Annotated in this window: 24 protein-coding genes; 9 read left to right on the top strand and 15 right to left on the bottom strand. The window is 39.2% G+C overall.

Going from position 1 to position 22,733, the window contains the following annotated elements; translation table 11 throughout:
• Positions 1 to 191: 191 nt before the first annotated feature.
• The gene (locus ACLFKQ_RS19010) at positions 192 to 968 is read left to right on the top strand and encodes a transporter substrate-binding domain-containing protein (protein ID WP_449001333.1); all 777 of its coding nucleotides are present in this window, start codon (positions 192 to 194) and stop codon (positions 966 to 968) included.
• A 63-nt stretch (positions 969 to 1,031) separates the two neighbouring features.
• Here ACLFKQ_RS19010 and ACLFKQ_RS19005 read toward each other — a convergent pair whose 3' ends face one another.
• Positions 1,032 to 1,292 (bottom strand): hypothetical protein, encoded by a 261-nt coding sequence (locus tag ACLFKQ_RS19005; protein WP_449001332.1) that lies wholly within the window; start codon positions 1,290 to 1,292, stop codon positions 1,032 to 1,034.
• A 406-nt stretch (positions 1,293 to 1,698) separates the two neighbouring features.
• On the opposite strand from ACLFKQ_RS19005, the gene ACLFKQ_RS19000 reads away from it, so the two are divergent.
• Positions 1,699 to 2,508: a hypothetical protein gene (locus ACLFKQ_RS19000; RefSeq protein ID WP_449001331.1), complete on the top strand. Its 810-nt coding sequence runs from the start codon at positions 1,699 to 1,701 to the stop codon at positions 2,506 to 2,508.
• Positions 2,509 to 2,617: 109 nt separating this feature from the next.
• Here the strand turns inward: ACLFKQ_RS19000 and ACLFKQ_RS18995 are convergent, their stop codons facing one another.
• Complete coding sequence (locus ACLFKQ_RS18995) at positions 2,618 to 3,601, bottom strand: DUF3102 domain-containing protein (protein WP_449001330.1); 984 nt, start codon at positions 3,599 to 3,601, stop codon at positions 2,618 to 2,620.
• A gap of 233 nt (positions 3,602 to 3,834) precedes the next feature.
• Between ACLFKQ_RS18995 and ACLFKQ_RS18990 the strand changes: the two genes are divergently transcribed.
• Positions 3,835 to 4,071: a hypothetical protein gene (locus ACLFKQ_RS18990; protein ID WP_449001329.1), complete on the top strand. Its 237-nt coding sequence runs from the start codon at positions 3,835 to 3,837 to the stop codon at positions 4,069 to 4,071.
• Between the two features lie 15 nt (positions 4,072 to 4,086).
• Here ACLFKQ_RS18990 and ACLFKQ_RS18985 read toward each other — a convergent pair whose 3' ends face one another.
• Together ACLFKQ_RS18985 and ACLFKQ_RS18980 are read right to left on the bottom strand one after the other, a co-directional pair.
• Positions 4,087 to 4,245 carry a hypothetical protein gene (locus tag ACLFKQ_RS18985; protein WP_449001328.1) on the bottom strand — a complete coding sequence of 53 codons (159 nt, stop codon included), beginning with the start codon at positions 4,243 to 4,245 and terminating at the stop codon, positions 4,087 to 4,089.
• Between the two features lie 8 nt (positions 4,246 to 4,253).
• Positions 4,254 to 5,204 carry a hypothetical protein gene (locus tag ACLFKQ_RS18980; protein WP_449001327.1) on the bottom strand — a complete coding sequence of 317 codons (951 nt, stop codon included), beginning with the start codon at positions 5,202 to 5,204 and terminating at the stop codon, positions 4,254 to 4,256.
• Between the two features lie 924 nt (positions 5,205 to 6,128).
• On the opposite strand from ACLFKQ_RS18980, the gene ACLFKQ_RS18975 reads away from it, so the two are divergent.
• The 3 genes from ACLFKQ_RS18975 to ACLFKQ_RS18965 all read left to right on the top strand — a co-directional run bounded on the left by ACLFKQ_RS18975 (position 6,129) and on the right by ACLFKQ_RS18965 (position 8,677).
• On the top strand, positions 6,129 to 6,962 hold the full coding sequence (locus tag ACLFKQ_RS18975; RefSeq protein WP_449001326.1) for a hypothetical protein: 834 nt from the start codon (positions 6,129 to 6,131) through the stop codon (positions 6,960 to 6,962).
• 67 nt (positions 6,963 to 7,029) lie between these two features.
• Positions 7,030 to 7,758: a general stress protein gene (locus ACLFKQ_RS18970; protein ID WP_449001325.1), complete on the top strand. Its 729-nt coding sequence runs from the start codon at positions 7,030 to 7,032 to the stop codon at positions 7,756 to 7,758.
• 94 nt (positions 7,759 to 7,852) lie between these two features.
• Positions 7,853 to 8,677: a DUF2382 domain-containing protein gene (locus ACLFKQ_RS18965; RefSeq protein WP_449001324.1), complete on the top strand. Its 825-nt coding sequence runs from the start codon at positions 7,853 to 7,855 to the stop codon at positions 8,675 to 8,677.
• A 445-nt stretch (positions 8,678 to 9,122) separates the two neighbouring features.
• On the opposite strand, the gene ACLFKQ_RS18960 is transcribed toward ACLFKQ_RS18965, so the two are convergent.
• The 5 genes from ACLFKQ_RS18960 to bchM all read right to left on the bottom strand — a co-directional run bounded on the left by ACLFKQ_RS18960 (position 9,123) and on the right by bchM (position 15,370).
• Positions 9,123 to 9,671 (bottom strand): hypothetical protein, encoded by a 549-nt coding sequence (locus tag ACLFKQ_RS18960; RefSeq protein WP_449001323.1) that lies wholly within the window; start codon positions 9,669 to 9,671, stop codon positions 9,123 to 9,125.
• A 298-nt stretch (positions 9,672 to 9,969) separates the two neighbouring features.
• Positions 9,970 to 10,785, bottom strand: a complete 816-nt coding sequence (locus tag ACLFKQ_RS18955) for a hypothetical protein (protein WP_449001322.1) — start codon at positions 10,783 to 10,785, stop codon at positions 9,970 to 9,972.
• A 310-nt stretch (positions 10,786 to 11,095) separates the two neighbouring features.
• Positions 11,096 to 12,076 (bottom strand): DNA polymerase III subunit delta, encoded by a 981-nt coding sequence (holA, locus tag ACLFKQ_RS18950; protein WP_449001321.1) that lies wholly within the window; start codon positions 12,074 to 12,076, stop codon positions 11,096 to 11,098.
• A 63-nt stretch (positions 12,077 to 12,139) separates the two neighbouring features.
• Positions 12,140 to 14,599 carry a pentapeptide repeat-containing protein gene (locus ACLFKQ_RS18945; protein WP_449001320.1) on the bottom strand — a complete coding sequence of 820 codons (2,460 nt, stop codon included), beginning with the start codon at positions 14,597 to 14,599 and terminating at the stop codon, positions 12,140 to 12,142.
• 78 nt (positions 14,600 to 14,677) lie between these two features.
• The gene (gene bchM, locus ACLFKQ_RS18940; protein ID WP_449001319.1) at positions 14,678 to 15,370 is read right to left on the bottom strand and encodes a magnesium protoporphyrin IX methyltransferase; all 693 of its coding nucleotides are present in this window, start codon (positions 15,368 to 15,370) and stop codon (positions 14,678 to 14,680) included.
• A 294-nt stretch (positions 15,371 to 15,664) separates the two neighbouring features.
• On the opposite strand from bchM, the gene ACLFKQ_RS18935 reads away from it, so the two are divergent.
• Together ACLFKQ_RS18935 and ACLFKQ_RS18930 are read left to right on the top strand one after the other, a co-directional pair.
• Complete coding sequence (locus ACLFKQ_RS18935; protein WP_449001318.1) at positions 15,665 to 16,606, top strand: hypothetical protein; 942 nt, start codon at positions 15,665 to 15,667, stop codon at positions 16,604 to 16,606.
• 571 nt (positions 16,607 to 17,177) lie between these two features.
• Complete coding sequence (locus ACLFKQ_RS18930; RefSeq protein WP_449001317.1) at positions 17,178 to 17,378, top strand: hypothetical protein; 201 nt, start codon at positions 17,178 to 17,180, stop codon at positions 17,376 to 17,378.
• Between the two features lie 34 nt (positions 17,379 to 17,412).
• Here the strand turns inward: ACLFKQ_RS18930 and ACLFKQ_RS18925 are convergent, their stop codons facing one another.
• Positions 17,413 to 18,126, bottom strand: coding sequence for a GntR family transcriptional regulator (locus ACLFKQ_RS18925; RefSeq protein WP_449001316.1), 714 nt, complete (start codon positions 18,124 to 18,126; stop codon positions 17,413 to 17,415).
• Between the two features lie 97 nt (positions 18,127 to 18,223).
• On the opposite strand from ACLFKQ_RS18925, the gene ACLFKQ_RS18920 reads away from it, so the two are divergent.
• Positions 18,224 to 19,153 (top strand): fatty acid desaturase family protein, encoded by a 930-nt coding sequence (locus ACLFKQ_RS18920; protein ID WP_449001315.1) that lies wholly within the window; start codon positions 18,224 to 18,226, stop codon positions 19,151 to 19,153.
• 86 nt (positions 19,154 to 19,239) lie between these two features.
• On the opposite strand, the gene ACLFKQ_RS18915 is transcribed toward ACLFKQ_RS18920, so the two are convergent.
• From ACLFKQ_RS18915 to ACLFKQ_RS18895, 5 genes are all read right to left on the bottom strand, one after another.
• Complete coding sequence (locus ACLFKQ_RS18915) at positions 19,240 to 20,193, bottom strand: asparaginase (protein WP_449001314.1); 954 nt, start codon at positions 20,191 to 20,193, stop codon at positions 19,240 to 19,242.
• A gap of 37 nt (positions 20,194 to 20,230) precedes the next feature.
• Positions 20,231 to 20,734, bottom strand: coding sequence for a CGLD27 family protein (locus tag ACLFKQ_RS18910; RefSeq protein WP_449001313.1), 504 nt, complete (start codon positions 20,732 to 20,734; stop codon positions 20,231 to 20,233).
• A gap of 2 nt (positions 20,735 to 20,736) precedes the next feature.
• Positions 20,737 to 21,165: a ribosome silencing factor gene (gene rsfS / locus ACLFKQ_RS18905; RefSeq protein WP_449001312.1), complete on the bottom strand. Its 429-nt coding sequence runs from the start codon at positions 21,163 to 21,165 to the stop codon at positions 20,737 to 20,739.
• Positions 21,166 to 21,378: 213 nt separating this feature from the next.
• Positions 21,379 to 21,942, bottom strand: coding sequence for a bis(5'-nucleosyl)-tetraphosphatase (symmetrical) YqeK (gene yqeK / locus ACLFKQ_RS18900; RefSeq protein ID WP_449001311.1), 564 nt, complete (start codon positions 21,940 to 21,942; stop codon positions 21,379 to 21,381).
• Between the two features lie 24 nt (positions 21,943 to 21,966).
• The gene (locus tag ACLFKQ_RS18895) at positions 21,967 to 22,422 is read right to left on the bottom strand and encodes an ATP-binding protein (RefSeq protein WP_449001310.1); all 456 of its coding nucleotides are present in this window, start codon (positions 22,420 to 22,422) and stop codon (positions 21,967 to 21,969) included.
• Positions 22,423 to 22,733: the final 311 nt, after the last annotated feature.

The raw sequence follows: 22,733 nt of genomic DNA, 5'->3' as shown, positions 1-22,733 counted from the left end.
TAATTCCCAATAGAAACCAGAGATTTACTAGTAACTACTTTTAACCATTTATCATTCCTCGCCAAAATGGCGCGAATTTTAGTCTCGTTAAGGCTCGATCTATTTTCGTCCACAGCGATAATTGACTTGCCCGTGTTATGGATAGACAATTATTTATTGCTCGTCAATTGTAAGTTATCAACTTTGCGATCGTGAAACAAAAGCTTTTAAATGTTATTATGGCTTTGGGAACGTTAACAGCCACATTGTTAGTTGTTGCGCCATCTTTTGCCGCAGAATTAACGGCAATAAAAGATCGCGGTCAAATAATTATCGGAGTAAAAGATAATCTACGTCCTTTGGGTTTTACTGATACTGAGGGAAATTTGGTTGGGTTAGAAATAGATATTGCTCGTAAGTTAGCTGAAGAAATCTTGGGCGACTTAGAAGCCGTAGAATTTATCCCCGTCAGCAATCAGGAAAGATTGCAGGTAGTCTTAAACGATGATGTGGATCTGGCGATCGCCAGAGTTGGTTACACTACACCTCGTGCTAGAGTAGTCGATTTTAGTTCCTACTATTATCTAGACGGAACGAGTTTAATCACTAAAGATAGCGGGATCGAAGATTTAAACGATTTAACTCAAGGGACTATTGCCGTGTTGGAAAATTCAGCAACTATTGCCGTGATTCGTCACAGACTACCGAATGCTACTTTAGTTGGTGTAGATTCTTATATGGAAGCTTTAAAACTATTAGAAACCGAACGAGCCGCGGCTTTTGCAGGCGATCGCACCTTGTTAACCGGTTGGACACAAGAATATCCCGAATATAAATTATTATCCGAGAGACTTTCAGGCATACCCCTATCGATTGTGATGCCTAAAGGTTTACAGTATCAAGAATTGCGAGACCGGGTAAATGACGCGATCGCCCGTTGGCAAGAATCTGGCTGGCTTCAGGAAAGGATTGAATATTGGGGACTTTAAAAAGATTGGGGTAAGCAAACGAAGGAGAAATACTGATTAATTCCTAGTGCCTAAAGCCTTCTTTCAAGTGTAACTATTGGCTTCTTCTTGTAGCCAAGGAGCGACGGGTGTTCCATTTTTACGACGTAATTCTATTTCCCGCATCACAATTAATCCCGATTCTGGTGGCGCGGGTTTTTCGTGAAATAATATTTCATAATCATCGGGATTTTCATTACGCTGTCTCAGCCAGTCTTGTACTTTGACAGTACAAAAAAAAGACTCTCCCCGCTCGAACATCCGACTGATTTGCATCGACAGACTGTAAATATTGATTCGCGGCATAAATGATATTATTTTGATTCTGAATCTATTTTAGCGTTTGCAGCAAAGCGATCGAATATTTGTATTTTCTCTATTTGTTTTTTAAATAAACTGCTTGCTATTCCAAAGTACTCCAACAAAATTAGATGCGATCCTCCCCTTATAAATTACTAGCTCGACCGTTTCTTATTACTTGAGAAATAAATAAAAAATCTACAATAGTTTGCTGATGTTTGTGCAGATTAACAAACAACAATATGAACACCTTAAATAGATGTAGTTCAAAAGATAGATAGATATAAGCTATTGTAATATAACATAAGTTAGATGCTCTTTAATTTCCAAAATAGCTACGATTTTTAATAGGCAGTAAAAGTATTGCTTATTTTATTTAATTGTTGCAAGTAAGACGAAAAATATAGAATTTATGTCAAATTATAATTTATTAACTAAACTTGGAGTAGGTGCATTAACCTTATCTATGGCATCAGTTTTTACGACTGTTGTTCCTTCTAGTTTGCAGGCTCAAGAAACAGATGGTAGTACCACCATCGAAGATATTGAAGAAAATCCAACAGACGCATTAGGCGAACGAGTAACTGTTAGAGGGCAAGTTGAAGAAGAAGTCGAACCTGGCACAACTTTCACCCTTGATGCAGAGGGATTTTTAGAAGGAGAAGAGGTATTAGTTGTTAATCTTTCAGGAGAAATGCTTCCTGAAATGCCTGACGAAGAGCTAGAACTTCAAGTTACAGGAGAAGTAGGTAGTTTTGTTTATGCAGATGTCAACAGTTTATACGACCTCGATCTCGATCCAGATCTCTATGTAGACTATGAAGGTCGACCAGTCATTTTTGCCGATGCTATAACCTTATCGCCAGGTATAGGAGATATCTCTGAAAGACCTGAAAACTTCTATGGTAAAGAAGTTGCCGTCGTAGGAGAAGTGGGTGAAATGTGGAACACCAACACCTTTGTTCTCAACGAAGAACAGCTGATTGGCGGCGAAGAGGTATTAGTACTCAATCTGAGCGGAGAGCAAATTCCTGCAGAAGAACGAGAAGTAGTGGTTACAGGTATGGTTCGTCCCTTTGTCGCTGCCGAACTAGAAAGAGACTACGACTTGGACTGGGATTTGGACGTACAGCAAGAACTAGAAGCTGAATACTCACAACGACCAGTAATAGTGGTAGATAGTATTTATGCGGCGGCAGAAGACGAAGGTCTATTTGAATAATTTTCTATAATTAATTACACGGAGCGCAATTCTATCGCGCTTCGTGCGATCTGTCATGTGTTTTTACGCTCCAACTGAGGATCGCTATAACTTCGTTACAATTTATTTTCTAGTAATCATCCAAAATTCTCTGAAATATTTCTTCAACAAAAGCAGCATTAGTTTGTAGTCGTTCGATGAAGGCGGCTAAAGTTTCGGAATCGCTCTCTACAGCAAGACAAATACTGCCATAGCTGATAATTAAGTTGCGGTCTATTTCTAGCAGTTTTTTTAGCTCTGACAAATCTGTCTCGTCGATAGTTTGAATTGTAACGTGGCGTTTTTTAGGTGGAGTGGCAGAAGATATTGGCACTATTTCTTCTGGCTCGCTCATTAGTGTTTGTCGATCGGTCAAGATTTCATTTATTGTTGCTGTTTGACCATGCCAACGACCTACTTTTATTTTGACAGTCGCTCCCACAGTCATCTCAGTGGTTGCTTCTAGTTCATCAGCACGATATAGCCTAACGAGACAGCCTAGATTTTGAGTTGTTAAACGAAACAATTGGTTAGAGGCAAACTCTCGTTCTGAAGTTGTCTGGTTTACTTCACTTTGTGCCACAACATCAATAACACTATCACTATCATTATTCTCGGTTTGATCCCCAGGAGACAAAGTCGCCGCACTTTTGTGGCGCTCTACTATAATTCTAACGCGAGTGTAGGTAACTTTTTCACCACCATCAACTATACTCAAAACTTCTGCTCTTGCTTCTGGTGGTGTCGATGGCGCGGCGAGTAAATAGAGCGCAGATGTAGCCAGTTGAGAAAACACAAAATTTTTGTTTTCTATAGTTTCCGACCAACGATATACTTGCATGAACTGACGAGCAGTTTGCTCGCTCCATTCAAACTCGGTTTTCAACCAGCTTTCAAAGCTGCCATACTCTAGTCGTTCCTTAACTTCAGTCAATCTTTTGCCAATATCAATAATATTTTCAGCAGTAAGACGCATTAAATTTTTAATTTCTGCGGCATGTTGTCTGATAATAGTTCTCGTTCGCTCGTCTAGAAGTGTATATTTAAAAGAGTCTTCTTCGGGAATTTGATTCATATATCTATCTGTGTTTGATATGCTGATTTTTGAACATTATCGTACTTTAATCAGCTTATCGATCGGATATGTTTTTATGATGTCAAGGATTTGACACCCTCGCGATCGCGATCGTGTCTTTTTAGGGATATTATTAAATAGCGATTCTAATCTACATCTTTACTTTTAAAAGTTAAGTTCGTTCGGTAACGCCAAATGGTTCCGAACGCGACAAATTACAGCAAGTTTTAAATATGAATTTTAGTTTAAATACAGCAGTAGCTTTATTAGCTATATTGGGTATTAATACATTTGGGAATGATGTAAACGCCCAAAACAACAATAACAATATTGATGTAGACGGTAACTATATAGAAAATCCAGTCGAAGACCCAGCAGATCGTGAAGATAAAGATTGCGTTGAGGGTGATGAAGATATTAGCATTACCGAAACTGAAGAAGATAAGGACGGAGATACCCAGCGTAGTTGAGGAAACTACCGAAAACTATGCCGATGAAGTGGATGAAGATATTTTAGAGGACTCGGTAGATACCACTGATACCTTAGAACCAACAGCACCCGTATGTCCATAAGCTGCTGGTTTATTTAAAAAGCGATCGCCGTTGGCTAACAGCGATCGCCCCTCAATTGTCAACAAAAACAAAATGTCATTTATTTAGCTGCTGCCGGAATAGCAGAAGAATAAACGCGATCGACAACTAAAACTGGTCTTTCGCTGTATTCTGCCTCGAGTTCTCGTTGTAAGTCCAAATCCCAGGTTAAATCGTAGTCGCGTTCGAGATCGGCAACGACGAAAGAACGCAATTCTCCAGTAGCTGCAACCGTTTCACTATCGTTTACAGGTTCCGAAGCGCCAGTTACTAATACCAATAAATCGTCCTCAGCCAATAGTCCCTCTTCATCAATAGAAAACACATTGTCGCTGTAAATATCTTCTACTTCCCCCTTAACGGCAATGGTTTCTCCGTAATACTGACTGGGATCGGCAGTAATCTCTGATGGTTCGGGTGCGATCGCCAAAGATTGGGCAATTATCGCTGGGCGATCGGTATATTCTACATATAGGTCTGGGTCTAAATCTAAATCGTAAGCCGATTCGATATCGGATACGACGAATTCAGTTACTTCCCCAGTTATTTGGACTTCTGTATCGTCTGTGGTAGGTAATTCGAAAGGAGATCCAGTGGCATTAACAACTACAATATCTTCTCCTCCAAAAAACTCTTGGTCTGCCACGACAAAGGTAGATGGTTCGATTACTTCGATGGCATTGCTGCGAATGGTTACGGTTTCACCCATAAGCTCGCTAGCGTCTTCTGCTACTTCTCCCGTAGTAACGTTTTCTTCTGTTTGAGTTTCAGCAAGTGGCTCGTCTTCTATGACTTCCTCTTCTGTTTGGGTTTCAGTGAGTGGCTCGTCTGGTACTATTTCTTCTTCAGTTTGAGTCTCAGCGAGAGGAGCGTCTTCTGTTACTTCTCCCGTAGTAGCGTTTTCTTCTGTTGTTACAACTCCTACATCAGGCTCCTCAGTCTCACAACCGATTAATGCCGCTGTTAATAATAGTAGAAACGATGCTTTAGAAAATATTTTATTCAAGTTCATATCTTTTCTCAACTTCATCTATTGTTTACGATAATCAAATATTTTTAGCTCGAATGATCGAGGATAAAAAATAGCCAAATTTTGAGTCTAGCTTATTGGATGATAGTTGTTAGTAGATTCAATAAATATCTAGCTACGGCAATAAATTTCAATTTCAAATTTTTTAATTTTAATAAATCTAATTAATTTTAATAAATCTAAACTGAAACCAAAAAGTTTAAAGTTTATTTAAGTAAAAATTTTCTCTATCTACTGTTAGTACTAAATCTTAAGTATTGTATTTGGAAAATAAAAAAGTGTTTTCCGCCTCTTATAGCTATTGGTAGAAATAAACAAATGAGATTCTAGAGATAACTGGAATTGTGCGGTAGTTTTTGTCAGTAGAACCCATATCCGGCTTGAAAGAACTTATTTGAGTCAGAAAAACTTCCAATTATAAAATTATGTTTCAAAAATCAATCTAATAGTTGCCCTATATCTATTAAATCTCTCAAAAAGTAGAGCGACATTTATTCAAGGATAGTACCTTAGATATATAAAATCGAGCGATATTTTGCTTATCTTAAATAATAGTTGAGTGGCTTGCTATTGTGGCTTGCTATTAATTACTAGTAACAAAAAATGGAATTGCCAGAGAGCGTGCGAGCGATTAAAAGAAATTCTATTGTCCGAAGGATTCTGTCATCTCACGACAGAGCAGGGCAGATAAAACCTATAACAACTGAGTACGGAATATATTTCGGTATGCTCGCTAAAGTTAGATTTTAGCAATTTTGCCTTTTTCGTATCCGCTTCCTTAGCTACTCAAACTAAATCGACATGTTTTAAAGCTGTTCGATACCGATAATTTCTTTTATTGGCTTGCTCGATTTTGAACTGTAGCCAAGCTAATAATAATCGTGCTTATCAGGAAATAAAACAATTATGTCTAATCGAAACTATTTTAGTCAGCGCATAACCAAAAGAATATTAGCTTATGTAGGAGCAGTCGCACTAGGACTAACTGCAACCCAGCTACTCCCTAACAAACTTACCGCCCAAGAAGAGATTCAAGAAGGTAAAACCAACGTTACTATCGAACAAATTACGGGAAATATCGATGAATATATCGGTCAAACTGTAACCGTTAGGAGCGGAGTAGAAGAAGACTTGGGCGAGTCGGGTTTCGTACTTCAAGCCGACGAGTTTTTTGGCGGCGAACCATTTATCGTCGTTAACGCTAGTGACACTCCCATTACCCGTCCAAGCGAGGATGTCCCAGTGCAAGCTACGGGGACGGTTAGAGAGTTGGTCATCGCCGATATCGAAACTGAATACGGTATAGATTTAGATGACGAACTGTATGTAGACTACGAAGATCGACCTGCTGTTATTGCCGAGTCCGTAGCTTTAGCCCCCACTCCCGAGGATTTAGCGGCAAATCCTTCTACTTTCTACGACCAACCGATCGCTGTTGAAGGTGAAGTTGGGGAAATGTTTTCTTCCAACACGATGTCTCTTTACGAAGATGGTTGGGTAGACGATATCGGTTTGATAGTAGTCGGCGTCGGACGAGACCTCGATGCAGAGGATAGTGCACTTCAAGCAGGAGAAACAGTAGTCGTTACGGGAATGGCGCGTGCGTTTGATGTCAATCTGCTCCAACAAGATCCCGAATTGAAATGGGACTCAGAGGAGTATAGCGAATTTGAGTCTCGTTATACCGAGAGACCAGTGATTGTTGCCGATGATGTTTATCCGTCTGCATTGGACGAATAATTTGTCGTACGGTCATAAATCACGTTTTTATAACGATTGTAAACTTTTAACTTAAGAGGAAAAAAATATGAATACGAACAGAGAAATCACAACTAATTACAAAAGAGCCGTAGGCGTTTTTGAAAGAAGAGAAGATGTAGAAAGCGCGCTTCGCGCCCTTAAAGACAAGGGCTTCAATATGGATAATGTCTCTCTACTTGCAAGAGATATTGAAGGTGTAGAAGGTGCTGACCAAGTCACGGACAAAGAAGGCAACGAAGCCTCGGAAGGAGCCGGAATTGGTGCGACCACCGGTACGGTTTTAGGTGGTATTGGTGGATTCTTAGTAGGTGCTGGCGTACTGGCTATTCCTGGGGTAGGTCCCGTCCTCGCTGCAGGGGTAGGAATCTCGGAAATCGCCTCTACTCTGGCAGGTGCTGGTATCGGTGCGGCAGCAGGCGGTATTGTCGGTGCTTTAGTAGGTTTGGGTATTCCTGAAGAGAAAGCCAAAGTCTACGAAGACCGGATCAAAGCCGGTGACTATTTACTCATGGTTACGGGTACTGAAGATGAAGTAGAATCAGCCGCTTCTATTCTGCGCGATCGCGACATTCAGGAGTTTGAAATTTACGATGCTCCCGACCGGTACCAAGCTGATAATGAGTTGGTAGAACAACCAAGACCTATGGCAGAACGCGAGGAAGTGGTTAGCGAGAGACGCGAAGTATCCAGACGGGATGCTACCGATAAAATCGATATTGATAACGATAATGAAGCGGAAGTATTTATCGTTGACGAAACTAAAAAAAATCGCTAACTTAACCAGTCCCAATTTTGGGAATGCGGAGTCTGATAGCTTTGCATTCCCGCAACTTCTCAATGGTAAATTGTCACAACATCTAAAACTAACTATGACCTTATATAAATTAGAAGATTTTGCCCCCGATTACCAGCAAGAATCTTTTGACGGTAAAGATATCAAAAGGTTTGCAGTGAAAGCAGGGGAAACAGAAGCACGAGTAGGATTCGTGCGAGATGTCTTAGTAGACGAGTCCGGACACTTTCGTTACTTTGTAGTCGAGACTGGATTCTGGATTTTCGGAAAACAAGTTTTATTGCCAGTTGGACGTGCTTTAGTTGATGCGGATAACGAGTGTATCTACGCCTTAGGAATAAGTACGGTCGATCAAGCAGAGGCATTGCCAAAATACCACGAAAACATGGTGGTTGATTACGAATATGAAGAAAAAGTTCGTGCTAATTATCGCTCCCCCGAACGAGCTGCACAAGAATACGATCGAGACACCTATAGTTACGATCAAGAAAAAGATTTATACGAACTTAATGAGAAAAATAGTGACACTTTCAAACTCTATCAAGAACGTCTAATCGCCAACAAAAAACGGCAAAAAACTGGTGAAGTTAAAGTTGGTAAAAAAGTAGAATCTGAAACGGCAAAAGTATCCGTACCGGTAGAAAAAGAACGAGTAGTTATCGAACGTCATGATGTTGACAATGCAGAAACTGTTGCTGCCGAGGATGTCAATTTTTCCGATAACGAAACCGTTAAAATGGATGTCTATGAAGAAACAGCCGACATCAAAAAACAGGCTTTTGTTAGAGAAGAAGCTAGTATCCACAAAGAAGTGCAACAAGATAGTGTTGACGCTGAAGAAACTTTAAGAAAAGAAGAGTTAGAAGTAGATACGGATGGAGAAAATATCGTTAAAAATTGAAATGCACCGAGTTGAAGAAAGCTTCATCATTCGCAGAGTTTAACCCTTTTAACCTCTTTAAAGCGTTGTTCTGGCATTGCGACTCAATATCGCGCTTTGCGGAGCGGCGCATTTAAAATATACCGAAATAGGTTAAGGTCAGTATAGTTGCGATTCATCATTGTCTCGTATCTCTACTTCAGACGGTGCGATCGAGCTAAAAAGAATTCTACTGAACGCATAGACCAAACAGGTGGTCGCAACTGCCAAGATAAAAGCAATAATGAAATTGCTAAAGGGTTTCATAATCAATATCTATAAAAGCAGAGAATGAGGCGATCGGTCTGACAGTTAAAAAACGCGATCGCCTAAGAGCTAAAGTAATTTATCTGCTCGTGTTTGGCATCTGAATACTTATTTACAAAATTTACAGACCGCTTTGTCACTTAGGGAAAACCAATCTAAATTATTCGTAATCTACATTACTGGGATTAATGTATACGCTTCCGTCTTCCTCAATTCTAATCACTCCTATATTTCGCTCCGGATATTCGTCTAAGGATAATTCCAACATTCCCTCTTCATTGACTTCTGGTATAGTTTCAATAAAGCCATCATCCTGGCGTGCTGCTCTAATTACTACGGGTACGGGTAAATCTTGCAAAACGTGTTCTTTCCCACCCTCAAGTGTCTGATTCTCAGTATAGCCAATCGCCTGATAATCGATTACGGCATTAGTTTGATTTTTAACCAAAACACCGACAGTTCCTTCTGTAGGAACGACTGTAGCTATTGGTTCGCCATCATAGCCGGCATCACCCTCATAATATGGTGAATCTTCAGATTCTATGGCATCATTTTCTGTACCCATTTCCGTTTGGGGCATAGAATCTGTATGCATATCTGCTTTAGCTTCTAATGTGGTTACTAGCGGTAGTCCCATCAATAAGCTGCCCAAGAAAAATCTAGTTAGACTAGAATTTAACAAACCCATTTTGTTCGATTTATTGGTCATGATTTTTAAATTTATTTAGGTTAGTTTACGTCATTAACAGTTTAATTGTTACTGAACTATAAGCGCTCTATTAAAAGACATAAAATATTTAGCATTTGTAAGACAGTTAACTTAAAAAATAGGCAATCGTTAATTTTAAACTAAACTATTTTCTCAAAAAAATGCCTTAACAAAAATATAAATATCACAAAAAAATCATGACATTATGAGGTAATATCGCCAAGGAACACGCTCAGTAATTACTAACTGCTAATCGATAAAAAGCTTTGATCGCCTAAAATTTCAAACTAGTTAGTTATTAATTAGTGGGAGTAACGTCTACTTCTACTTCGCTCGCGTCTACATTGACAGGAGATATTGATTCTACTATTAATACTCCGGCGTTAGAATATTTTTCATCCAATTCTTCGGTAAAGATTTGTGCGCCATAATCTCGTTCTAACTGTTGGCGGTCATAAGGACGAACTATACCTTTAATCGATACTTCGGCTTGGTCAGTAGGCATCGGCTCAGAAGTCAGGTTCAGTACTAGTAAATCTTTATCTTCTGGTAAAGCATACGAAAGTTGAGCGAGAGTAAAAGCATTGTCGCTTAAGATTTCTGCTACTTTTCCTTCTACAACAACCTCCCTATTGTAATAATTGGAAGGAACTTCTATTACTTCTCTAGGATCGGGAGCGAGAATAATTGACTCGGCAAAAATAGCAGGCTTATTCATTAAATCGGAGGGTACATTATCAGACGAAAGATTTACATCTCTACCTTCAATAAATTCTGTTGCCTTAACTCTTTCTACCGTTCCCGTTACCTGTAAGGCAACGTTTTCTGCGGGTAATTCGGGTATTGGTTGCCCAGAACGATTGATTACTAAAATTCTCTCACTGTCTAGATAAGCTTCATCTTCTATAGTAAATGCTGCTCCCTCTTGTACGTTTTCAATAGTTCCAGTGACGGTTACCGTCTTACCAAGCCATTCTCCAGTGCTATCGGTTATACCCTCTATAGTTGCATCTGGCTGTTCTTGCTGCGCTATAGCTTGTCTGCTACTATCAATTCCAAATGGCAATAGTGCTGTGGTGCCTAATAAAAATCCTAACAAAGCATAATTTTTCATCAGTTCGATCTCCTCTCTATTTACTAGTATTTAGATATTTAGATTGCTATAAATTAACGTTTTAATTGGTCTTACTGTTACAGATATAATTTTTGGAAGAAAAATAATTTAGAAGTCATTCAGAGTTGGGACTTAGGCACATTACCCGAACAAAAAAAATCGAGTTGCTCTCTCAATTTGGCAATGCCTTTTAATCTTTTATTTTTAAAATAGAAATAAGCGCTATTAAAATTCTTCTAGCTTTAGATATAGTTATTTAACTCTTTCTAAATGACTGGCCGCTGCACTTAAAAAGTATACTTTAGCTTAATTATTTAAATAGATTGGCAAGTTCGATCGCCTTGGTTTGTAGGGTTGCTACGGGTTCGGCTCCTGTTTTCAAACTGTATTCTAATTCTAGAAGTAGGGGTAAGGCAACCACGAACTGACGCACAGAAACAGGAGCAATTTCTTGGCGAATATAATATAGTCGATTGGGATTATTAATCTCTGCTGCTGAAGCGATGGCGCGATTGTCTGTTTCTCCTGCTTCCTGCATTAGTTTGACGATCGTCCAGGTGCGAAACTGTCCGACTAAAGTCGCAACAATTCTTAAAGTGGGTTCGTTGCGATTTATCAAACCCATAACTAATTCTATAGCTGTTTGCGTTTTGCCATCTTTAATTGCTGCAGCTAGTTTGAGGCTATTTTGGGTATGACAAATAACTAAGTCCGATACGATATTTTCATCGGTTAAAGTATTATTTTCTCCCTGATAAGTCTGTAATTTTTCCAGTTCATTCCATAGCTGCCTAGTATTATTTCCTACCGACTCAGCCAATAATCTTACTGCTTGAGGAGTTAAATTTACTCCTATTTCTTTAGCAAATTGTTTGACTTTACTTTCAATTAATTCAGTTTTCCAAGGTGGAATTAAGCTAAAGTCTTTTACTATGGCGTATTTATTAATCAGCTTGGTAGACTTTAATCTACCGTCTGGCTTTTTAGCAGTAGTTAACAGTAAATGAGAATTATCGGGAATAACCGTTAAAGTACGCTCTAATTCTGTCAGAGTATCTTGAGAACAATGCTGACAAATAGTAGTATCATCTAGCCATACTAAACGTCCTCCCATACCAAATACAGGAGTTATAGCTTGGTTTAAACCTTCAATAATTGTTTCGCTGCGATCGCCAGTTAGCTTGTGATAATTAAACTGTAGCCAATTGGGATCGAGAACTTTCTGCTGTAATTGTTTTACGGCTCTGGCAATGGCAAAATCGTCTTCTCCCCAATATAAATATACGGGCATATAAATCGCTAGTTAGTGGTTACAAGTTTGGGTGGGCTAGATATTTTTTTCTTTTCTATTTATTTAAGTGTTATCCAAAATCGTATTGGTCAAATTGGCTTTGGTGAAATTAGTATTAGTTAAATTAGCCTCGAGCAAATTAGCTCCAATTAATTTGGCTTTGGTGAAGTTGGTATTAGTTAAGTTTGCTCCCGATAAATTAGCGGCAATTAGTTTAGCTCCCGATAAATTTGTATCGGTTAAATTAGCACCAGCTAAATTAGCATCGATTAAATTAATATTTACTAAATTTAACCCCGATAAATCTGCTTGGGATAAATTAGCCTGGCGAAAGTTAATTCTTCCCAAAGCAAAGCCTCGTATTAGTTCGGCGCGATCGCCTACCGCAATGGTTCTTTGAGTAGGACTACTAAAAGTAAATTTAATTGTGTCGCCACTAGCAATAATTCGTTCTAATTCTCGATATAGATCGTAATCTCCAATACCGCTTAGATTTACCCATCCTTTAGAGCGAGTTAAAGCGACGAATAACTGATAGCGTAAAGCTAAATTATCTTCCCATTTGGCAATATTATCTAAGCCAACTAAATATACCATATTTGCTTCTTGTCCTTTAGCTCGATAAATAGTAGAAATAGTTACCGCTCCTGGTTGCCAAAAACAGTCTGGTAAACGTTCATCTAATTCAGTATGTAAAGTATTAATCCTACTATTTGTCGGAAGATAAATATCGATTCCCTGTCTGATTAAAAACCTCGCTACTTCCCGTTCTAGTTCTGCTGCATCGTATGAAGTTCCCAAAGCTATAACTAGAATTTCACGACCGCTTTGCAATTTATCTGTAGCTAAATTATATTTAATTTTATCCGATAAAACCGATAGTTCTTGTTGACGAGATAAAAATTTATTAAACTCAATAACATTTCCAGACCATAATTCGCTAACGAGATTGGGTGAATTTATGTCATGGCGTTTGAGAGAAATTGGTGCGCCATTTACCAATTTACCATTTATTTGATAGCCTAGTGCTTGCCATTCTTCGGGATAAATAGAACCCGTAAGTATTCCCGATTTTCTTAATAATCCCGTCGCGATCGCATGAGCGGCAACTATAATTGGTTTAGGAGTTCGATAGCAACAAGTTAAAATTTCCGTTTTGTTAATATTATTACTATATTTACCCGTAACTAAATGTTCTAATTCTTCACCAAATAGTTCGCTGGCATTGGGAACATTCAAACTATCTAAACTCTGAAATTCATCATAAGCCCAAATCAGTCTTCTTTGTTCGGGATAAAGAGGATTAACGGGTTTTAAAGCTTGATATGCTAACCAATAAAAAGGTTGTTTATCTTGATATTTCCAACGATTTACGATTAAATCTTGTGCTTCGTCGATTAAAATTGCATCATAAATTTGCGGTATTGTAGTAGATTCCAATAGACGAACGCAAGCTTCTGCTAATGCTTCGTTAGGTTCTTGAATTTCGGTATTATTAACGCTTAGAGGTTTAACCCCCTTAAGTTTGCAAACAGTACTATAAAAACCGGCTTGTTTTCTACTGCCCCAAGCGTGTAATATTTTTAAGTTAGACTGCTGCCAATTATAGCCGCGATCGCCTTTAGTAAAATGACGTATCCATTTATCCACCTGTTCGGTTATTTTTTCATATAAACTTCGCGAAAAAAAGACTAAAGCAATACGCCACTGAGGATATTTGAGATGCATCAATGCCGCTTTTTGACAGAGAATTACTGTTTTACCAGAACCTGCAATACCTCTAATTCTTTGCATTCCTGGAGGTATTTGTTTGGCGATTTTTTCTTGTTGTAAGTCTAATCGATTGAGTCGCGATCGCGCCTGTTGGATAATTTTACTTCGGCGATGATTTGCCCTTTCTCTATGTTGATACGGTTGAATATACAGTGACGTACCTCCCAAAACTGCCAATAATAGTTGCCACTGAGTTAAAGTTAGCGAAGTTCCCGTTCTTATCGTCGAAGTTTTGCTTATAACCTCTAAACTTAGTCTCGGTGAATTCAAATTATTTTTAAATAAAATAGGTGGATTATTTGGCAGTTTGTTAAAGCTTTTTTGTTGCCATTCTGCTTCAGTAATTAAGGGTAAGGCAACCATTACCCTAGCAGCTACTTGTCGGTTTAATAAAGGTTCGCGCTCGCAATACTCTAATAACGCCGATAATTGATTTTCCGCTTGTTGATAGGGATTACCATAGTCAGTATAAAAATTTTGATATTCCCAACGATGTCCGTGAATGGCAACGATATTTTCAATATTTATTGCTTTAACTTCGATGACAATTAAACCCAATAAATAATCGGCGATTAAAATATCTGGTTCTTTACGAAATTTACCTCGATTAGAAAAGATAGGATAACGCCAATATGCCAAACATCGACGATCGCCAAAGCTAGCTTTAATGCTTTCCCAAACTAACTGTTCTCCTGTTTCTCCTCGCTCTCCAAAAAGTTCGGTAGCAATAAATTGAGATGAATCGCTCATCAACATAATCAAACAAATGACAAAAAATTAATGACTAATAACAAGCCATATTTCGGTTTTTCGCTCGAATTAGAATTGCTATATTTGTCGTTCTGCTTCTAAAATACGCGAAAAATAAAAGCGAGTGCTAGTCATTCCCTGACGTTTAATGACAAAGTTATTCTTTTCTAAAATAGCGATAATCTCCGACTCTTGATGTTGATAGGCGCGAGTTGCTTTAGAAGGACCGGGAAAAAATTCCCCGATCTTTTTTAAGATTGACAGTAAAATTGTTTTGGGTGCAAAACTGAGAATAATGCGAGATTCGGCTAGAGATGCTAAGTGTGCGATCATTTTTGCCGCTTCTGCTTGAGGATAGTGAATTAAAACATCCAGACAGATAACGGTATGGTATTTTCCCCTTAAAGCCTCTAAATCTTCGACGACAAAAGTCAACTTGCTAGTGTCTTCCAAAATTGATGCCGCTTTAGTTTTGGCTTCTTCTACCATTTTCTCTGAAATATCGCTGGCAAAAACTTTCGCTCCTGACTGAGCTAAGGGAATACTCAGACTCCCCACACCACAACCAGCGTCGCAAACCGAGATCTCGCTTAAATTACCCTCCTGCTGCAACCATTCAATTATCGTGTCGATCGTCTGCTGATGTCCGACGCGAATGTCCTGCTGAACTTTATTGACATCTTCAGCGTTACCATAAATTCGGCGCCAGCGATCGAACCCCTTTGCGTTAAAATATTCTTTAACGATCGCCTTATCATCTAATGCTTTCATGTATTGAGTATTTTTATCTAAAGATCACAATAAATTAGGATAGAGCAATTGGGCGGAATTGCGATCGGAAATATTTTAGTAAATTCGCCAGTCTCACTCTCAGTTTGTCTAAGTTGTTTGAAGCTGAATCGTTCTCGGTCGGGTTCGAGAAAAATAATTCTGTTATCTGGCTGTGCCAATTCTCAAGCAGCAACTATTTTATTTTTTATCCCGTACAAAGTAAAAAAAGCCAGTTGTCCAAAACTTTAATAAGATGTTAGAAAGTACCTAGAAAAAAAGTATTAGATATTATTGATGACCAACAATGCTCCACGAACCATGCAACCACCCCAAGCACCCTCAAGACCAATTGTGGCTCAACAAGCTTTAAACGAGCTTATTGACTACTATCGCCAATTGGCTAACTATCATCACTCGTCGGTTAACTATTACCAACAATTAGTCGAACAACACTCTAAGGAAATTAAGCTAGTTGAAAAACAAATGGCAAGTATCGAAGCCTTGCTCAATCCTCTAGCAAAAGATTCTCAGTCAGAAAATGGTGCTGTCATTCAGAAGCAAGTCGATGAAACGAGTCAAGTAGCGAGCCCTACAGACTCGACGTTAGATACAGAAATGCCTGAAGCCGAATCCTCAGCAGCAGGGGAAGTAGAAGAAAACCTAGCTGACTTAACAGACTGCGATAGAGACCAGATAGAAACCCAAACTACTTCCGAAATTGGCGATTTTTCTGGTAATGGCAAGACAACCGCCAAGTCAGAGCCTTTGAATGTCGAAAACTCACCAGAAAATGTACCTGAGACTCAAGCATCAGCGACAGAGCAAGAAATTACTAACCGCAGTACCGAATCCAAGCAAGGTACTACGGAGACAAAAAAAACTAAGGTTAAAGCTAACTCCAAATCTACAAGTTCTGGCACTAAAGCCACTCGCGGTAGTAAAAAACGAAGCAAGACCAAAGAAACGAGAAAACCTTTTTCATCTCGTCTACCCTATTCACCCTTGCTAGAACCGTACGAAACTATTAGCGATGCTGTAGCTGGATGTTTGCAAGAACATTATCCTCATGTAATGAGTGCTGATGATATTTTGAAGTATTATTATCCTGAAGGATTGACGGGAGAAACCAAAACCAGAGCCTATGGTGCTTTTAGTAACACTTTAAGCAAAGGAGCTGGCAAAAAAGGCTGGATTAAAGAAAGTATCGGTAAGTATCGTTGGCGAGAGGGAATTTAAGGAGATCGCTTTTTTAGAATGGATCTAAGCTTAAATTCCTCATGGAATTGGTAGGAATCGGGTTAAACCGATGCTAAAAATAAGGATTAACAATAATAATGCGCTCGCTCTTGCACTCGGATTGAGTAATATTTAATGGATAGAGATCCAACATAATCTGAGACTAGCAAAGTTATCATTTTTTATTGAAACAAGAGAGCGCGTTATAAAAATTCTACCTGTATGACCCCCCTCAATCTCTCTCCTATAAGGAAAGCGAAAAAATAATTGTTAACTTTTGTTCGATTGTCGAAGAGTTTTAGACAGCGATCTATTCTTCTTTACTTCAACAAATTATCGAAAATTTATAGTCGATCGGTGCTGTTGTTTTCTGGGATTAATAATTGCAAGTATAAAAGTAGTATTAAAGGCGATCGTTTGAAAAATTAAATAGCAATTGCGATAGCCTACAAATCAATAAATTAAATTTACTTGTTTTTGTTGAGAAATATAAAGTCAGAGATTACTGCGGAGCTTGTCTCCGCAGTAATCTCTGAACATTGGTCTAATTTAAACTTTGTCTGTTTGACGATTGCTATCGACCGAGCAAGGAATTGATATACAAACCCAAAATATCGATCTGATTAATTTAGAACGACAAGCTATTCATACTACGGCTCAAATACAACCAGACGGAGTAGTTTTAGTACTTCAAGAGCCGGAGTTAAAAATATTACAAACTACCACTAATACTTATAGTGTTTTTGGAATGTCGGTACTACTTTTACAGTAATCTTACCTTTGCTGATACCTCCACAAACATAAAGTTATCTTTGCTGGCTAACAGCATAACAAAAGCGATCGCCTCTAGAAATCGACTCTCCGTGAACTAAGGGGTGGTTGTCGGTTGTATAAGCAGTATGACGATAGACGAGCAAGGGATGACCTAAAGGAACTTCTAAATACTCGCTGAGTTCGAGATTAGCATTGGTACATTCGATAATTGCTTCTACTCGCTCAATCTGATAATTATTTCGTTCCAACACGGGAAAAGTCATGTTTTGTTGTAACTCTGCTGCCAAGTTTTGACCGATGTTGGGCACAATGTAGGTGATATCGACACACCCAGGTACTTTGTCAATAAACAAGAGTTTCTTTTGTAAATAAGCAATCGGGTTATCTGGAGATAATTGGAGAATTTTTTGCACTGCTCTAGGTACAGTAATGAGTTCGAAGGTAATATTTTGCAGCGATAGTTCGATCCCCTGACGTGCTAAATCGTCTTCTAGAAATTTTAGGGGATTCGAAAGAGTATGGGCGACTTTACGTTTCTTGGTGACAAATACTCCTTTACCTTGATGGGTATGAACTAAACCTTGCCTTACTAAATTGGCGACCGCTCTTCTAATGGTGATGCGGCTTGCCTGAAACTGCTCTATAAGTTCACTTTCACTGGGTAGTTTAGCACCGGGAGTATATTCGCCATCAATAATTTGTTGGCGCAGTTGTTCGGAGATAGATAAATGCAGTGGTGATGACACGAGCTAAGTTTATTTGCTTGAATTTTTTTGAACTGCTGACTTATTATAATAAGATAGATTAGCTTGTTATAATAAGTTTGCGAGGTAAACATACACTATGACACCTGGGTTATCTGAAGCAACTAAAATCCCATCCGAACCGCGACAAATCTTATCTGTTAGTGAGTTAAAAGATTTAAATACCCGTTCTAATAGACAAGGTTTAGTTCACTTAGGGGGACACCTGGCGATAATGGGAGTCAGTGGCTATCTTTGGGGCAGTAATTTAGATAATTGGTTAATAGCCCTACCAATGATAGTTCTATACGGCTTTAGTTTGGCATCGATGTTTGCGGTAGTTCACGAATGCGTCCATCGTACGGCTTTTGCTAGCAATCGTCTCAACGATACGGTTGCTTGGTTTGCTGGAGTTCTATCTTTTTATAACAGCACTTTTTACCGTCGCTATCACAAGTGGCACCATCGCTATACCCAGATTAGTGGCAAAGACCCCGAATTAGAAGATCCCAAACCCACAAATTTTAGAGAATACCTCACAGAAATAAGCGGTTTTAACTGGTGGTCGGGTAAATTTAAAACCTACTATCGTCTGGCAACGGGAAAATTAGATAACTATCCCTACGTTTCTGAAAATGTCAGAGATGAAATAGTGCGATCGACTCGCTTTCAGCTTGCAGTTTATGCTGGGGCGATCGCGCTTTCAGTAGCAGTAGGTCATCCTTGGTTTGTTATTTATTGGTTGCTGCCCTTAGCGGTAGGACAGCCAATTTTACGAATGATTCTCATCGCCGAACATACAGGTTGCAGTAACGACAACAACCCTTTAACTAACACCCGCACTACTTTAACTTGGTTTCCGATTAAATTTTTAATGTGGAATATGCCCTTTCATGCCGAACATCATCTCTATCCTTCAATTCCCTTTCATGCCTTACCCCAAGCCCACCAGCGATTAAAAGAGCATTTTACAGTTTGCGAGCGCGGTTATATTGAGGTAAATCGAGGCATACTAGCAAATTTCCCATAGAGGCAAAAGAATATTCATTCATATCTCAGGGCAAACCGATACTCAGCTCGACAATACTTTAGCCAGATGAGCATTGTTCTATCCAGCTACAGCATCGATAATTCTCCAGAAGTTTCTAAACGGATGTATTTACCGATATTTAAGAAACTTTCTGACAAAATCTCGGAGACTGCTGGAGCGATCCAGCCCAATTGCTTGAGCAAATGAATGGCGATCGCATATTTAGCTCGTCTGGCACCGTCTCTGACTTTAATTGCCAAGCCCATTCCTTCTCCAAGATGACCGATACATTGAATCCCTTCTGCTCCCGACTTGCTGACAATTACTCCTTCGCTGAGGCGCATCAGTTCGGTATCAAAAGCACCATCTCCGGCGATCGCTCGAGGATGATAGATCATGGCGCGAGCAATTCGCTTTAAATCCAGATTGTTACCCGCCGCAAGTTGAGCATACAAGTAAGCCATTTGCTGGAGTTGCATTGAATAGGTAGGCGCACCACAGTCGTCTCGCGCTCCAATTAATTCTTCTCCAGGCATTCCCAGTAGCTCCGATACTTGACTTAAAATCAACTGCTGCACCGGATTAGTCCGCTCGAGATAGCTTTCAATTGGCCAGTTACGATGCCGACAAACAGCTAGCATCCCAGCGTGTTTACCAGAACAATTATGCTGTAGGGCACTTTTTTTACCGAAAGGTACGGAACATTGAAGCGCGCTAGGATCGACATCAGCACGCCACAAAATGTTAAAGGCCTGGCGAGACTGCTCGATCGTACCTCGATGGGAGCTACAGATAATTGCCAAATCTCGCTCGGTTAACTCATAACGTTTGAGAGTTCCCGTTGTAGTTACGGCAAGTGCCTGAAAGGGTTTTAATCCCGAGCGAATAAATGCCGAAGTTTCACAGCTACCTGCGACTAACAAAGGGCGATTGCGATCGTCACAAACTGTAGCTTCTATGTGGTGAACCGATTCAGTGATTCCTTCTCTTAGCAGATGAACTTCTAATATTGGTGTATGGGTACGCTTTCCTCTGGTCATTCGTTGAATTACAAAAATATATGTTTGTTTGAAGAGTTTATTCTAAAATTAGCCAAGTCAAACTGCTCAGAATTGAGATGACGATTAATAATAGAAAGGTGATTCTAATTCGCAGCATAATTGGCTCTATCTGATAGGAAACAATCAGCCGGTCGCGAGCGAGCATGGCATCGGGTTTGATCCAGGTTTGTCCGTCGTACCAGCCAGACTCCTCATAAAAGATACGGTCTTGTTTGAGGCGACTGCGAATATAAGCCCAACCCAAGTACATTCTCGTTAGAATCAAAGTTATCAGTAAGATAGCTCCAAAAATACTGGAGCAGGCAAATTTGAGCGGATAGCGATAAGGCACATAACTAGTAGCGGCGATCGGTGCAGCCACTAACCAACCCCAAAAAGCACACCAAGCTAATTTGCGATGGTAGCTGTTTAATTTCAAAGTTGCCCAACAAAAAAACCAGGAATCTTTTAAGATTTCATATTCGTATATGGGTTGCTGTTCTCGCGGAACTGGGCAAAAATCGACTGGAGATTCCTTCATGGCTATTTTTCTAGCTGTGCTTGACTAAACTCTATTCTTTCGGCGTGTCCCCAAAATGCTTCTAAATTATAATATTCTCTAGCTTCAGGCAGAAAAATATGAGCGATCGCCTCTCCATAGTCTTGTACGATCCAGTTGGCTTCTGCTTTGCCCGAAACTCTAATTGGTTCTTGTTGAAATTCTGATGCAACTCGCTCTTCAATCGCGTCGGCGATCGCTCGTAACTGAGTTCTGGAAAATCCCGTAACGACAATAAAATAATCAGCGAGATATGATACATCCGTTACTTTTAACAACACGATATCAGCAGCTTTTTTTTCGTCTGCGGCTGTAGCTATTTCCCAAGCTAGCTGTTGACTTGTGGTTAGAGGAAAAGAATTATTGTTTTGAGTGGCTAGATCTATTAATTTGTCTGATGATGAATTTCTCATTAAAATTTCAAAATTTTGTGCTCTACTTTCCAATGTGGCTGTTTAGAGAACAGTTCTAAAGCAACCGTTCTTGTTAGTAATCATAGTAAATAGACTGGGATTCAAGTCGCTATCTTTATGAATGTAACTTAAAAGTTTGTCAACCATTAAATTTAAGATTAATCGAAAAGAATAATATTTTAGCTCTGTTACTAAACTGTTTCTAAAAATCGCTCATTCCATAGCTAGTGCCCAGTTTCGAGTTAAAATCGTACGAGGATGAATTGTCTTATGTCTGTCGAGCAAGTGTTTTAAAGAATAATCGCTAGTTCGCCGTACGCATTGATAGAGGTTTTTTGGGGCTATTCGTCGTAAGACTTCCAACTCTGAGTTATCACCACGATTTGGTTCGATAACATCGGCAATAAACACCACGCAGCTTAGCTGGCTCATCTCGGGAGAGCCTAAAGTATGATTGGCAATAGCGGTTAAAATTTCAGGATCTTCAACGGCAAATTCTTCTTGGGCGACTATCGCTCCTACGTCTGCGTGAAGTAAATGTGGATGAGTCGTACAGATGGAATCTAGGGCAATGTCAGCTTGTCGTGCCATCTTAAGTAGTTTATCGGCTGGGAAAAATTTAGCTAAGTCATGCATTAAACCAGCTATAGCAGCTTTGTTGGTATCGAGATGATGGCAGCGCGCCAGTTCGATACAAGTTCGTTCTACTCCCAAAATATGCTGTAGACGATTACTAGAAACATTGTTTTGCAACCAAGCTAAGACGCGATCGCGCATGAGTATTGAAACTAAATTATCTGATTAATTATCTTTAACTGTTTTTTCGAGATATTTCTTGCGCATTACCAAACAGTTACGACGATTTGGTAAGTTTAAATACTGCATTTCGTCGGTTAATTTGTTGATAAACTGCAGTCCCCTACCGCCTTCTTTTTCCAAAGAATTAACTTCTAGTTCGCTTGCTTTGAGTTCGGCATTAAGATCGAAAGGTTTACCTCGATCCCAAATGCGCATTTCTAGAAAATTAGGGAAAAATTCTACTTCTAGTTCGATAGGAGTAGTTTCAGGCAAATTGTGATGTGCGTGGCGTACTGCATTTGTAAAAGCTTCTACCAGTGCTACTTCACATTGCCAGCCCATTTTTTTAGGAATAGAAGGAAAAACCAAACCTTCAAACCACTGCAGCACCTCTTGTAATTCTTCTAATTTTGTTTTGACCTGTATATTAAATTGTTGAATGGTTTTACTTGTTTTCATCTACCACAATTATTAAAAAAATCTATAATTTTCGGGCAGTTGGTATTAGTAGAGATGAAGCAGAAAAACGTTCTAATCTCAGAACGAGAAAAATAACAACATCATGCTTGATGGCAAGCTTGAAGTTTCAAGCAAAACCTTCACCTCTCTAAGGTATAAAGCCTCGCTTAACGACCGCAATATCGATCCGAAAAATTTAGTTTTGTAAACAGCGACACCAGCTATCTATATATATATTAGCGTAGACAATTATCTAATAGGTTCTGTTGACACAATTAACGCAACCAAATTAAAGCCGAAGCAAATTCGGC

The organism is Myxosarcina sp. GI1(2024) (genome assembly GCF_053543375.1).
This window is presented reverse-complemented; position numbering and strand designations above follow the sequence as displayed.